Below are 12,272 nucleotides of genomic sequence, written 5' to 3' on the forward strand. Positions count from 1 at the left end.
GTCTGCTGGTCATGTGGACGCGTCATGCGTTACAGTATTACACATGCTGTCAATCCGTAACTCTGGATCGACTGTCGAGTCCCGGATCCTCGATGCCGCCGCCGAGTGCGTGCTGGCGTTCGGCGTCGAGAGAATGACGTTGACCGAAATCGCGCGCCGGGCTCGGGTCAGCCGTCCGACCATTTATCGCCGCTGGCCCGATATTCGCTTCGTGCTCGCCGAACTGCTGACCATGCGCATCGCAGGCGTTCTCGACAAGGTGCCGGACCGAGGCTCCGATCGCGAAGCGCTCGTCGAACGCATCGTCGCGGCGGCAGAGCATCTGCGCGCCGACGAGGTCGTGATGGCGGTGCTGCACAACGCGCCGAACGTCGCGATGGTCTACATCACCGAACGGCTCGGCACCAGCCAGCAGATCCTGATCGACACGCTGGCGCAGGCGATCAAGCTCGCCCAGGAGGAAGGCAGCATCAGGGCGGGCGAACCGCGGCATCTCGCCGCGATGTGCCTGCTGATTACACAGTCGGCGATTCAGTCGGCGCAGATGGTCGCGCCCATCCTCGACGCCGACGCGCTGGCCGTCGAACTCGCCCACTCGCTGAACGGATACCTGAAACCATGACCGGCTCGACAGCCCTCAACGAAACCCGCCGAGCCACCGAGCTCGCTGCGCTGTCCGACGGCGAACAGCTCGACGTCGTCGTCATCGGCGGCGGCATCACCGGAACTGGTATCGCGTTGGACGCGGCGACTCGCGGTCTGCGCGTCGCTCTGGTCGAGAAGCATGACCTGGCGTTCGGCACGAGCCGCTGGAGTTCGAAGCTGGTGCACGGCGGGCTGCGCTACCTGGCGACCGGCAACGTCGGCATCGCGCGCCGCAGCGCCATCGAACGCGGAATCCTGATGACGCGCAACGCTCCTCACCTCGTCAAGGCGATGCCCCAGCTGGTGCCGCTGCTGCCCGAAATGAGCTCGACGTCAAAGGCTTTGGTGCGTTTCGGATTCGCGGCAGGCGACGGGCTGCGCAGACTGGCCGGCACACCGTCCGCCACGCTGCCGCGCTCACGGTGCATCGATGCGGCGCGTGCGATCGAGATGGCGCCCACCGTCCGTCGCGACGGTTTGACAGGCGGCCTGTTGGCCTACGACGGACAGCTCATCGACGACGCGCGACTCGTCACCGCCGTCGCGCGCACGGCGGCTCAGCATGGTGCGCGCATCTTGACCCGCGTCGCGGCCTCGAACGCGACGGGAACCTCGGTGACGCTGACCGACACGCGCTCCGGTGAGTCGTTCGACGTCACCGCTCGCGCCGTCATCAACGCCAGCGGTGTGTGGGCGGGGGAGGTGGACAGCTCGATTCGGGTGCGACCCAGCCGCGGAACACATTTGGTGTTCGATGCCAAGGTATTCGGCAATCCCGTTGCCGCGCTGACCGTTCCGATACCGGGAGAGATCAACCGGTTCGTATTCGCGATGCCCGAACAGCTGGGGCGGGTCTACCTCGGGCTGACCGACGAAGACGCACCGGGGCCCATTCCCGATGTGCCGGAGCCGACCTCGGAAGAAATCAGTTTCTTGCTCGACACCGTCAACACCGCACTGGACGTCAAGCTCGGTGTGGGCGACGTGATCGGCTCCTACGCCGGGCTGCGGCCGTTGATCGACACGGGCGCAGGCCGCACGGCCGACGTCTCGCGTGAACACGCGGTCGTCGAGTCACCCTCCGGCGTGATCAGTGTGATCGGCGGCAAGCTCACCGAATACCGGTACATGGCCGAGGACGTCCTCGACCGCGCCGTCGCGTTGCGGGGGCTGCCTGCCCGCCCATGCCGGACCCGAAACCTGCCGCTGGTCGGCGCGCCGTCGAATCCCGTTGCGACACTGCGCTCTTCAATCGAGGTGCCGGGGTCACTGGTCGCCCGCTACGGCGCCGAGGCGCCCAACGTGATCGCGTCGGCCAGCTGTGAGCGGCCGACGGCACCGGTGGCCGAGGGCATCGACGTCACCCGAGCGGAGTTCGAGTATGCGGTCACCCATGAAGGCGCGATGACCGTCGACGACATCCTGGACCGCCGGACCCGCATCGGGCTGGTTGCATCGGACCGTGCCAAAGCGGCGGCCGCGGCCGAGGAGTTGTTGACACAGCACGCTTAACCGCGTGACTGAATGGGCACTCAGCTGTCCATGGAACGAGTGACCGAGGCCACAGCGGCTACCCCAACACTGAAGAAAGCCCTCAGCCAGCGCCAACTGAGGATGATCGCCATCGGCGGCGTCATCGGAGCCGGGCTGTTCGTCGGCTCCGGAGTGGTGATGGGCGACACCGGCCCAGGCGCCTTTTTGACCTATGCGTTGTCCGGAGTGCTGATCATCATGGTCATGCGCATGTTGGCCGAGATGGCGGTGGCCCACCCCTCGACCGGATCGTTCGCCGACTACTCGCGCGACGCACTCGGGCACTGGGCGGGTTTCTCGGTCGGTTGGTTGTACTGGTACTTCTGGGTGATCGTCGTCGGCTTCGAGGCGATAGCCGGCGCGAAGATCGTGCAGTACTGGATCCACATCCCGCTGTGGCTGTGTGCGCTGATCTTCATGGTGCTGATGACGGCGACCAACCTGTTCTCGGTGAAGTCCTACGGTGAGTTCGAGTTCTGGTTCGCCGGCATCAAGGTGGCCGCAATCCTGGCTTTCATCGCGATCGGCGCCTGCTTCGTTTTCGGGCTGTGGCCCGACAGGTCGATGGACTTCTCGAACCTGACCAGCCACGGCGGGTTCATGCCGATGGGTGCCGGAGTGATCACGGTCGGCATCGTGACGGTGATCTTCTCGATGGTCGGCCCGGAGATCGCGACCATTGCCGCAGCGGAGTCCTCTGATCCCGAGACGGCCGTCGCCAAGGCGGCCAACTCGGTGATCCTGCGAATCCTGGTCTTCTACGTTCTCTCGGTGTTCCTTGTCGTGACAATCGTGCCGTGGAACGACAAAGGGCTGGCCGGTTCGCCGTTCGTCGCGGCGTTCACGAAGATGGGGATCCCGTATGCCGACCACATCATGAACGCTGTGGTGCTGACCGCCGTGCTGAGTTGCCTGAATTCCGGGATGTATACCGCCTCTCGCATGTTGTTCGTGCTCGCGGCGCGCCATGAAGCCCCGCAACGGTTGGTCCGGTTGACCAGGCGGGGCGTGCCGGCGAACGCGATCCTGTTCTCGTCGATCGTCGGATTCCTGTGTGTGATCGCTGCCGCGGTCGCCGAGGACACGATCTTCGCGTTCCTGCTCAACTCCAGCGGCGCGATCATCTTGTTCGTCTACATCCTGATCGCGATCTCGCAGATCGTGTTGCGCTATCGCGACCGCGACGCCGAGCTGCGACTGAAGATGTGGCTGTTCCCGGTGCTGTCGATCCTGACGACGATCGCGATGCTGGCGATCCTGGTGCAGATGTATCTGGACGACAAACTCCGGTCGCAGCTGCTGCTCAGCCTGTTGTCGTGGGCGGTGGTCGTGGGTCTGTACCTGGTGAACCGGCGGTTCATCGACCGACGCGATGCAGCCGAACCCGTCGACGTCGGGCTAGCTCGCGCCGGTCTCGAACAGCAACCCGAGCAGGTAGGTGACGGTGGCGGCGCCGTAGCCGATCATCAGCTGTCGCAGGGCGCGACGCACGGGCGGTCCACCTGAGAGCAGCCCGACGACGATTCCCGTTGCAAGCAAAGCGATTCCGACCAGGGCGGCGGCGACCACGACCGCGACGGTGCCCTGCAACCCGAACAGGTAGGGCAGCACCGGAATCAGCGCACCCGAGGCGAAGAAACTGAAGCTCGACACCGCGGCGCGAACACCCGTGCCGACAGCCTCATGCCCGTCGGGTTCAGGCCGGCCGAGTCGGCTCGGGCTGCCGCTTGTCGCAAGGTTGCTCAGCACCTTCGCCGCGTGACCTGTCGCCTCGTCGGCGCTCATGCCGCGGGCCCGGTACACCAATGCCAGCTCGTTGGCGTTGACGTCCAGTTGCGGCAACGCGTCGCCGGCCTCTGGGCTCGGCGTGGATGCCTCCAGTAGTTCGCGCTGTGAATTGACCGACACGTACTCGCCTGCACCCATCGACAGTGCGCCCGCGAGCAGACCGGCAAGGCCGGTGGCCAGCACCGTGTGGTTGGTGACGCCGGTGGCGCTGATGCCGAGCACGAGCGCAAGGTTGCTGACCAGTCCGTCGTTCGCACCGAAAACCGCCGCGCGGAAACTGCCCGACAACTGGTTGCGCCCACGGGTGGCCAGAGCGCGGACGACCTCTAGGTGGATGCGCTCATCGGCGGCCATCGTGGGCGTGGCGTCGACGTCGGTGTCGTAGGCAGAGCGGGCTTCTGCTCGTTGCGCGAGCGCCAACACGAATACCGAACCGAAGTGTTTGGCGAGGAAGCTGAGCATCCGGGTACGCATGTCGGCGCGCCGCGGCTTGCCGACCTGGTCGCCGAGCAGGTTCAGCCAATGCTGCTCATGGCGCCGCTCGGCGTCGGCCAACGTCAGCAAGATGGCGCGTTCCTCGCCCGTCCGGCGCTGGGCCAGATGCCGGTACACCCCTGCTTCGGCGCGTTCATTGGCCAGATGCTGACGCCAGCGACGCAGATCGCTATCCATGTCGCGATCATTCCCCGAAATCGAGTATCCAAATACTCGTTCGGCTCCCAGACACGCTTGCGAATCTGATCACATGCTGGAAGTAATCGACAAGGGCGCGGTCAGTGAGGCGCACCCGGTGCCGCTGCTCTTCATTCATGGCGCATGGCACGGCGCATGGTGTTGGGACGAACACTTCCTCGGGTTCTTCGCCGACAAGGGCTATCGCGCGATGGCCCTGAGCGTTCGCGGCCACGGCAGCAGCCCGGCGGTCAAACGCATGCAGTTCTGCCGGGTGGCGGACTACGTGAGCGACGTCTGCACGGTTGCCGACGACCTGCCCGCCCGGCCCGTTGTGATCGGGCATTCCCTGGGTGGCTTTGTGGTCCAGAAGTATCTCGAGTCCCACGATGCCCCCGCCGGCGTGCTGCTGGCCTCCGCGCCGCCGAAGGGTGCACGCGGATTCTTCGCTCGCGAGATGAAACGGCACCCTTGGGTTTCAGTGAGAACCACTGTCACGACTCGGTCGTTACACGGTTTCAACACACCCGAGCGTGCGCGCCGATACTTCTTCTCCGCGGAAACGCCTAAGGCCGACGTCGTCCGCTACACCGCTCGGCTCACGGAGGAATTCACGGGCGGAATTACTTTCGACACGTTGCTCAATCTGCCCAAGCCGCAACGGATCACCACCCCGCTACTGGTTTTGGGCGGCGAATGCGACGGTTGCTTCACTCAGGAAGAAGTGCATGCCACGGCACGCGCGTACGGCACCGAAGCCGAAATCTTCCCGGGTATGGGACACAACATGATGCTCGAACCGAACTGGGAAGCGGTGGCGCAACGCATCGATGGTTGGCTGGGCGCCCGCGGCCTCTGACCGACTACAGCGGGATGTTCTTGTGTCGACCGCGGCGCTGCGGCGCCTCGGCCAGCGCCTGAGTCAGCTTGCTGCGGGTATGCGCCGGATCGATCTTCTCGTCGACGACACCGATCTCGATAGCGGAATCCACACCGCCTGCGATCCGTTCGTGCTCGGCCGCCAGTTCCTCATGCAGAGCCTCGCGCTCGTCGTCCGACGCGGCGGCGAGCTTCTTCTTGTGCAGGATGCCGACCGCAGCCTTGGCGCCCATCACGGCGACCTCGGCGTCGGGCCACGCGAACACCTTGGTGGCATTGAGCGACCGTGAGTTCATCGCGATGTAGGCCCCGCCGTAGATCTTGCGGGTGACCAGCGTGACCCGGGGAACCGTGCACTCACCGAACGCGTGCAGCAGCTTGGCGCCGCGACGCACCACGCCGCCCCACTCCTGATCGACACCGGGCAGGTAACCCGGCACATCGACGATGACCACCAGTGGAATCCCGAACGCATCGCACAGCCGCACGAAACGCGCTGCCTTCTCGGCACTTTCGGAGTTCAGGCAGCCCCCGAGCCGCAGCGGGTTGTTGGCGATGACGCCGACGGAGCGGCCGGACAGCCGGCCGAGGCCGACGACGATCGACGGCGCCCACTTGCCCTGGAACTCCTCGAACGGCGCGTCGTCATCGAGCAGCGCCTCGACGATCGGGTGCACGTCGTAGGCGCGCCGCGCCGAATCCGGCAGCAGCGCATGCAGGTCGGTGTCGCCCGACTCGGCCTTGCTGCGGTCGAAATGGCCCTGCTGGCAGAACAATCCGACCAGGCGACGGCCGCGCTCATAAGCGTCGAGCTCGTCGTCGGCGACGATGTGGCACACGCCCGACTTCTTGTGGTGGGTATCGGGGCCGCCGAGCGACGCCATGTCGACGTCCTCGCCGGTAACACTGCGAACGATGTCGGGGCCGGTGACGAACACCCGGCCCTCCGGCGCCATCACCACGACGTCGGTCAGGGCGGGGCCGTAGGCGGCGCCGCCTGCCGCGAAACCGACCACCACCGAGATCTGCGGGATGTAACCGGAGGCACGGATCATGGCCTCGAAGACCAACCCGACCGCGTGCAGCGCCTTGACGCCCTCGGCCAGCCGCGCGCCACCGGAGTGCCAGATTCCGACGATGGGGCTCTGTTCCTCGATCGCGGTGTCGTAGGCGTTGACGATGTGCGCGCAGCCCTCCACACCCATCGCGCCACCCATGACGGTGCCGTCGGTGCAGAACGCGATGGTGCGCACGCCATTCACGGTGCCGGCAGCGGCCAGCACGCCCGAGCGGTCACGCTCGTGCAGCAGCGCCACGCTGCCGTCGTCGAAGAACGTGCTCAGGCGCAGCAGCGGATCGCGTGGATCAAGCGACTCGCCGACAGCCTCCGGGGCCATGATGGTCATTGAAACCTCCTGTAGCGCATCGGATGTCGGCTGGATGCCCTCTAGAAACTTGAGGAAGTACTTCCTCAATATTTTCCAAAGGCGAGCGCGACGTTGTGCCCACCGAATCCAAACGAATTGTTCACTGCGTATTGGTAATTGCCGGGGCGAGGACTGCCATGCACGACGTCCAAGTCGATCTCCGGGTCGAGATTCTTCAGGTTCAGCGTCGGCGGGATGACCCCGTTCTTCAACGCCAGCACAGTCAGGATGGACTCGACGGCGCCCACCGCGCCGACCGAATGGCCGAGCGCGGACTTCGGTGCGTACACCGCAGGCTTGTGGCCGCCCATCGCGTTGTTGATCGCATGCGATTCGGCCACGTCGCCGACCGAGGTGCCGGTCGCGTGTGCGTTGACGTGGTCGATGTCAGTGGGCTTTAGGCCCGCGAGCTGGATAGCACGCGACATCGCGTGCCCGGCCTGCTCACCGTTGGGGTCGGGCGCCACCATGTGGTAGCCGTCCGACGTGACGCTGGCACCCATCAGGCGTGCCAGGATGTTCGCGCCGCGTGCTTTGGCGTGCTCTTCGGTCTCGATGACCATGAGCGCACCGCCCTCACCGAACACGAACCCGTTGCGGTCCTTGTCGAACGGTCGGCACGCGCCTGCCGGGTCATCGTTGGTGGTGGACAACACGATTCGCATCTGGGCGAAGCCGGCGATCGGCACCGCCTCGATCTTCGATTCCACGCCGCCGCAGATCGCGATGTCGGCTTCGCCGAGCACGATCTGTTGCCACGCGTGTGCGATGCCTTCGGAGCCCGATGCGCACGCCGAAACCGGCGTGATGACACCGGCTTTGGCTGCCCGCTCGAGGCCGACTGCGGCCGCGGGCGAGTTCGGCATGTACTTCTGCACGGCCAACGGGGACACGGCTCGCATGCCCTTCGCGCGCATATCGTCGTACGCGAAGACCAATTCCTCGGCCGAGCCAAGACCAGTGCCGATGGACACCATCAAGCGGCGGGTGTCCACCTCGGGCGCACCTGCGTGCTGCCAGGCCCGTCGTCCCAGAACGGTGGACATCTTCTGTAGGTACGACAACCGACGCAGCTCAACTCGGCTGAGCTCGCCGTCGAAATCCTCGAGAAGATGGCCACCTATCCGGACTGGAAGGTTGTACTGCTCGACGAACGGATCCTCGAGTTTGCGAATACCGCTCTGGCCGTCCAGCAGCTTCTGCCACGTGCTTTCGGCGTCGGTCGCCAGTGCGGTCGTCATGGCCATGCCAGTGACAACCACATTGGGGAAACCGTTCCCCGTGGAAAGCTGAGTTCGTCCTCCCATTACTGTGCCGAACGTTCCTCTCGCCTAGTACCGACCGAACGCCAGGGCGACATTGTGGCCACCGAAGCCGAACGAGTTGTTGATGGCGTACTGGTATTCGCCATAACGAGGCTCACCCGCAACGACATCGAGATCGATCTCGGGGTCGGGCGTCTCATAGTTCAGTGTCGGCGGAATGACGCCGTCGCGCAGCGCGAGCACCGTCAGCACCGACTCGAGCGCACCGACCGCACCGATGGAGTGGCCAAGCGCACCCTTCGGGGCGTACACCGCGGCGTGCTCCACACCGGCGACCCGCAGAGCGTTCGCCTCGGCCGTGTCACCGATCGGGGTAGCGGTCGCGTGGGCGTTGACGTGGCTGATGTCCTTCGGCTCCAGCCCCGCCGTTTCCATCGCACGCTTCATTGCGTGACCCGCCCGCACGCCGTCGGCGGCCGGAGCCACCATGTGGAACGCGTCGGACGTGATGCCCGCACCCAGCAGCCTGGCCAGCGGCTTGGCGCCGCGCGCCTTGGCGTGCTCCTCGGTCTCGATGACCAGCATTGCGCCCGCCTCGCCGAACACGAAGCCGTCGCGGTTCTTGTCGAACGGCCGCGACGCGCCTTCGGGGTCGTCGTTTCGCGTCGACATGGCGCGCATCATCGAGAACGTCGCGATCGGCAACGCCTCGATGCCGCCTTCCACGCCGCCGCAGACGGCGAAGTCGGCGTCACCCATGACGATCTGGCGCCACGCGTGGGCGATGGCCTCCGAACCCGACGAGCAGGCCGACACCGGGGTGATGACGCCGGCGCGGGCCCCCAGCTGAAGGCCCACCACCGCTGCCGCCCCGTTGGGCATGATCATCTGAACAGCCAGCGGGGACACCTTGCGGGGCCCGCCCTCGTTCATCGCGTCGTAGGTTTCGACGATCTTCTCGCCGCCGCCAAGACCCGTGCCGATGACCACTGCGAAGCGGTCGGGGTCGACCTCGGGGGCACCCGCGGTCTCCCACAGTTGGCCGCTCAGCAGCTTGGCCATGCGCTGGACATACGACATCCGTCGCATGTCCAGCCGGCCCATGTGGTCGTCGACCGGATCCTTGAGGTGACCGCCGATGCGGACCGGCAGATCCCACTTGGTGACGAAATCGTCCTCGAGTACGTGGATGCCGCTCTCGCCGGCCAACAAGCCCTTCCACGTGCTCTCGATGTCCCCAGAGATCGAAGTCGTTGCCGTGACGGCGGTCACTACAACACTGGGGAAGCCGCCGTTAGCAGTGGAAGGCTTGGTCACTTGGTCTCCGCGATCTGCGCCCGAATCGCCGCAGCGGCCTCGGGGTTCTCTTCCTCGAGCTTCTGGATGTAGGCGACGACGTCACCGACAGTGCGCAGGCCGGCGAGGTCCTCGTCGGGGATCTTCACGCCGTACTTGTCCTCGGTCTGCACCGCGATCTCCACCATCGACAGCGAGTCGATGTCCAGATCGTCGACGAACGACTTCTCCGGGGTGACCTCAGACGGCTCGATACCGGTGACCTCTTCGATGATCTCGGCGATGCCGGCGATGATTTCTTCCTGGGTGGTGGCCACGATGGCTCCTTCTAATTGGGTTGTTACTGCTGGAATTAACGATCTCTATTTCGTTGTACTGGTCAGAGCTCTGCTAGCCCGTCCAGATCAGCGGGGGACTTGACGGCGTGCGTCGGTACCCCCCGAAGTTCACGTTTGGCGATGCCTGCCAACGTCCCCGCCGGCGGGAACTCGACGATCGCCGACACTCGGACCTCCGCGTCGCCGCGCAGGTATTCGGTGCACAGGTCCCACCGCACGGGGCGGGTCAGCTGTGCCACCAGTTTGGTCATCGCGTCCGCTGCCGAGGCGACGGGCTGCCCGTCCGCGTTCGACAGAAGTGTCGTGTTGGGCTCCGAGGCTGTTACCGCTTCGGCCGCCTTTGCATATCCCTCGGTCGCCGAGGCCATGTAGTGCGTGTGGAAGGCACCGGCAGTGGCCAACTGGCGGACGCGGGCCTTGGCGGGCGGGTCCTCGGCGAGCTTGTCCAGGGCGGACAGCGCGCCGGCGGCCACGATCTGACCGGCAGCGTTGCGGTTGGCCGGCACAAGATCCAGCGCCTCGAGACGAGCCAGCACCTCGGCCTCGTCGCCCCCGAGCACCGCGGACATGCCCGTCGGCTCCAGCGCGCAGGCCTTGGCCATCTCCGAACCCCGGGTGGCGGCCAGCTTGACCGCATCGTCGGCGGAGATCACACCGGCGATCGCATAAGCGGCGATCTCCCCGACCGAATGGCCGGCGACAACCGTGTCCCTATCGTTGAGCAGCCCCCGCCGGGTCAGTTCCTCGTGCGCCAGCAGCGTCGCGGCCACCACGAGTGGCTGGGTCACCGCGGTGTCGGTGATCTCCTCGGCGGTCGCGGCAGTGCCAAGGCGAACCAGGTCAAGGCCGCTGATCTCGGACCAGGCGGCAAGACGCTCAGCGGCGCCGGGCAGCTCGAGCCAGGCGGCCAGCATGCCGGGAGTCTGGGAGCCCTGGCCGGGCGCAAGCAAGGCAAGCGCAGTTTGTTGAGGCACGTCTCTAAGAGAACACTGTGAAGACGACTTTGCACGGTGTAAGAGATTATGAACCTCGTCTTATGTTTTTGTGGGACTCCCACAAAAAGGCATGTGATGGGACTCCATCGATACCGCTCTGCAACATCCCGCGATCAATTCAGGCAGGGCGATGTGATCCCTGCCACGCTGCGCCTGTCGTCTGAACCGATCTTGACGAGGTATTTGGCGTGCTGGAGTGGTATGGCTGCCGGCCCAGTCGACCTACGGTCGCGGCGACCCGCAGCACGTACGCGTCGCGCGGAAGCGTGGGATCGCGGCCGGTGAAGTCGGCGATGCGTTTGAGCCGGTAGCGCACGGTATTTGGATGAACGAACAATTTGCGGGCGCAGGCCTCGATCGCACCGCCCGAGTCCAAATAAGCGTCAAGCGTCTCGGTGAGCGCCGGACCTGCGTCGGCCAGCGGGCGCATCACCTCGGCTTCCAGCGCTGCGACGGCCGTCGCATCGCCCAACAACGCGCGCTCGGGCAGCAACTCGCGTGCCAATACCGGCCGCGGCGCTCCGCTCCAGCCGGCCACCGCGTTCATCCCCGCGATCGCCTCCGTGGCGCTGATGTAAGCGGCGCCCAGCGTGGGCGCTGTCGGCCCGATCACCACCGGACCGTCGGCGAAGACGCCCAGCAGCTCGGAGAGAAACTTGTCCGTCGGTGCCAGCGCGCCCGACACGATGGCCACCAGCCAGGTGCCGTGCACGTCGGAAAGGGCGGCACGACCGTTGCGGTTGACGACGTCGTGGACGTCATCGCTGGTGAGGTCGACGCGGTCGGGTTGGGGCAGCCCGACGATGACGGTCGCGGGCGCGGTGGCGTCCCAGTTCAGCGCGGCGGCCTGCGACTGTAGTTCCGGGCCGGTGTCCCCGCGGACCACCGCGTCGACGACGTTGGCCTCCATCCGGGTGTCCCACGCGCCGCGCGCCTCGGCCTGGTCGGCGTAGGCCATGGCGGCGGCGAACGCCAAATCCCTGCTGTAGCGCAGGATTCCGGCCGTCAGCGCGGTCAACTGCTCCTCGGAGCGCGCAAGCAGCGGCACCACTTCCTCGCAGTACTCCATGGTGACGCGGACCATTTCGACCGACTGCCGCAGCGCAACGCGTCGCCGTAGATCCTGCGGCACCACCTCGAACGCCTGCGCCGTGTAGCTGACGTTGCTCTGCGGGTTGCGCATCCACTCGACGAAGTTGACCACCGCCGCCTGCACCACCAGTTGCACGCTCGCGCGCTGCGAGGCCTCCAGGTCGGCGAAGTACGGCAGTCGTTCCTCCATGGCGCGCACGGCCTCGGTCGCCAACCGGCCGGAGTACTGCTTGAGCCGGCGCAGCACGGTGTCGGGCACCGTCTCCAGCACCTCGATCGTGGACTTCGGCGGGATGAACCGATTGTCGGCCATCCCCAAAGGCTACGCGACTCTTCTGGAGG

The 12,272-nt window shown here is 65.9% G+C and carries 11 protein-coding genes; 4 read left to right on the forward strand and 7 right to left on the reverse strand.

What is annotated here, in order from left to right:
- The first annotated feature begins 43 nt into the window (after positions 1-43).
- From J3E61_RS28650 to J3E61_RS28660, 3 genes are read left to right on the forward strand one after another with little or no spacing between them, the layout of a single operon-like run.
- Positions 44-622 carry a TetR/AcrR family transcriptional regulator gene (locus J3E61_RS28650; protein ID WP_210086173.1) on the forward strand — a complete coding sequence of 193 codons (579 nt, stop codon included), beginning with the start codon at positions 44-46 and terminating at the stop codon, positions 620-622.
- Entirely contained in the window at positions 619-2,157 is a 1,539-nt protein-coding gene (locus J3E61_RS28655) for a glycerol-3-phosphate dehydrogenase/oxidase (RefSeq protein WP_210086174.1), read from the forward strand. Before J3E61_RS28650 ends, J3E61_RS28655 begins: the two co-directional genes overlap by 4 nt.
- Positions 2,158-2,187: 30 nt before the next feature.
- Positions 2,188-3,684, forward strand: coding sequence for an amino acid permease (locus J3E61_RS28660; RefSeq protein WP_210086738.1), 1,497 nt, complete (start codon positions 2,188-2,190; stop codon positions 3,682-3,684).
- Here the strand turns inward: J3E61_RS28660 and J3E61_RS28665 are convergent.
- Positions 3,577-4,638: a VIT1/CCC1 transporter family protein gene (locus J3E61_RS28665; RefSeq protein WP_192723189.1), complete on the reverse strand. Its 1,062-nt coding sequence runs from the start codon at positions 4,636-4,638 to the stop codon at positions 3,577-3,579. The two genes, J3E61_RS28660 and J3E61_RS28665, sit on opposite strands and share 108 nt — an antisense overlap.
- 73 nt (positions 4,639-4,711) lie before the next feature.
- On the opposite strand from J3E61_RS28665, the gene J3E61_RS28670 reads away from it, so the two are divergent.
- Positions 4,712-5,497, forward strand: coding sequence for an alpha/beta hydrolase (locus J3E61_RS28670; RefSeq protein ID WP_210086175.1), 786 nt, complete (start codon positions 4,712-4,714; stop codon positions 5,495-5,497).
- Between the two features lie 4 nt (positions 5,498-5,501).
- Here the strand turns inward: J3E61_RS28670 and J3E61_RS28675 are convergent, their stop codons facing one another.
- From J3E61_RS28675 to J3E61_RS28700, 6 genes are all read right to left on the reverse strand, one after another.
- Positions 5,502-6,923: an acyl-CoA carboxylase subunit beta gene (locus J3E61_RS28675; RefSeq protein ID WP_192723187.1), complete on the reverse strand. Its 1,422-nt coding sequence runs from the start codon at positions 6,921-6,923 to the stop codon at positions 5,502-5,504.
- A 65-nt stretch (positions 6,924-6,988) separates the two neighbouring features.
- Complete coding sequence (locus tag J3E61_RS28680; RefSeq protein WP_192723186.1) at positions 6,989-8,251, reverse strand: beta-ketoacyl-ACP synthase; 1,263 nt, start codon at positions 8,249-8,251, stop codon at positions 6,989-6,991.
- 24 nt (positions 8,252-8,275) lie between these two features.
- Positions 8,276-9,526: a beta-ketoacyl-ACP synthase gene (locus J3E61_RS28685; RefSeq protein ID WP_192723185.1), complete on the reverse strand. Its 1,251-nt coding sequence runs from the start codon at positions 9,524-9,526 to the stop codon at positions 8,276-8,278.
- Entirely contained in the window at positions 9,523-9,822 is a 300-nt protein-coding gene (locus tag J3E61_RS28690) for an acyl carrier protein (RefSeq protein ID WP_015307814.1), read from the reverse strand. The genes J3E61_RS28685 and J3E61_RS28690 overlap by 4 nt, the downstream gene beginning before the upstream one ends.
- Positions 9,823-9,884: 62 nt before the next feature.
- A complete protein-coding gene (locus J3E61_RS28695) occupies positions 9,885-10,817 on the reverse strand; it encodes an ACP S-malonyltransferase (protein WP_210086176.1) in 933 nt (310 codons plus the stop codon).
- Positions 10,818-10,956: 139 nt separating this feature from the next.
- On the reverse strand, positions 10,957-12,243 hold the full coding sequence (locus J3E61_RS28700; RefSeq protein WP_192723183.1) for a helix-turn-helix domain-containing protein: 1,287 nt from the start codon (positions 12,241-12,243) through the stop codon (positions 10,957-10,959).
- Positions 12,244-12,272 lie beyond the last annotated feature (29 nt).

It is taken from the genome of Mycobacterium sp. OAE908, from assembly GCF_017872775.1.
Lineage (GTDB): Bacteria > Actinomycetota > Actinomycetes > Mycobacteriales > Mycobacteriaceae > Mycobacterium.

Bases quoted from the DNA above. Each gene is read 5' to 3' on its own strand.
- J3E61_RS28700 (WP_192723183.1), bottom strand. From the start codon at position 12,243: ATGGCCGACAATCGGTTCATCCCGCCGAAGTCCACGATCGAGGTGCTG.
- J3E61_RS28665 (WP_192723189.1), bottom strand. From the start codon at position 4,638: ATGGATAGCGATCTGCGTCGCTGGCGTCAGCATCTGGCCAATGAACGC.
- J3E61_RS28650 (WP_210086173.1), top strand. From the start codon at position 44: ATGCTGTCAATCCGTAACTCTGGATCGACTGTCGAGTCCCGGATCCTC.
- J3E61_RS28675 (WP_192723187.1), bottom strand. From the start codon at position 6,923: ATGACCATCATGGCCCCGGAGGCTGTCGGCGAGTCGCTTGATCCACGC.
- J3E61_RS28680 (WP_192723186.1), bottom strand. From the start codon at position 8,251: ATGGGAGGACGAACTCAGCTTTCCACGGGGAACGGTTTCCCCAATGTG.
- J3E61_RS28660 (WP_210086738.1), top strand. From the start codon at position 2,188: ATGGAACGAGTGACCGAGGCCACAGCGGCTACCCCAACACTGAAGAAA.
- J3E61_RS28655 (WP_210086174.1), top strand. From the start codon at position 619: ATGACCGGCTCGACAGCCCTCAACGAAACCCGCCGAGCCACCGAGCTC.
- J3E61_RS28670 (WP_210086175.1), top strand. From the start codon at position 4,712: ATGCTGGAAGTAATCGACAAGGGCGCGGTCAGTGAGGCGCACCCGGTG.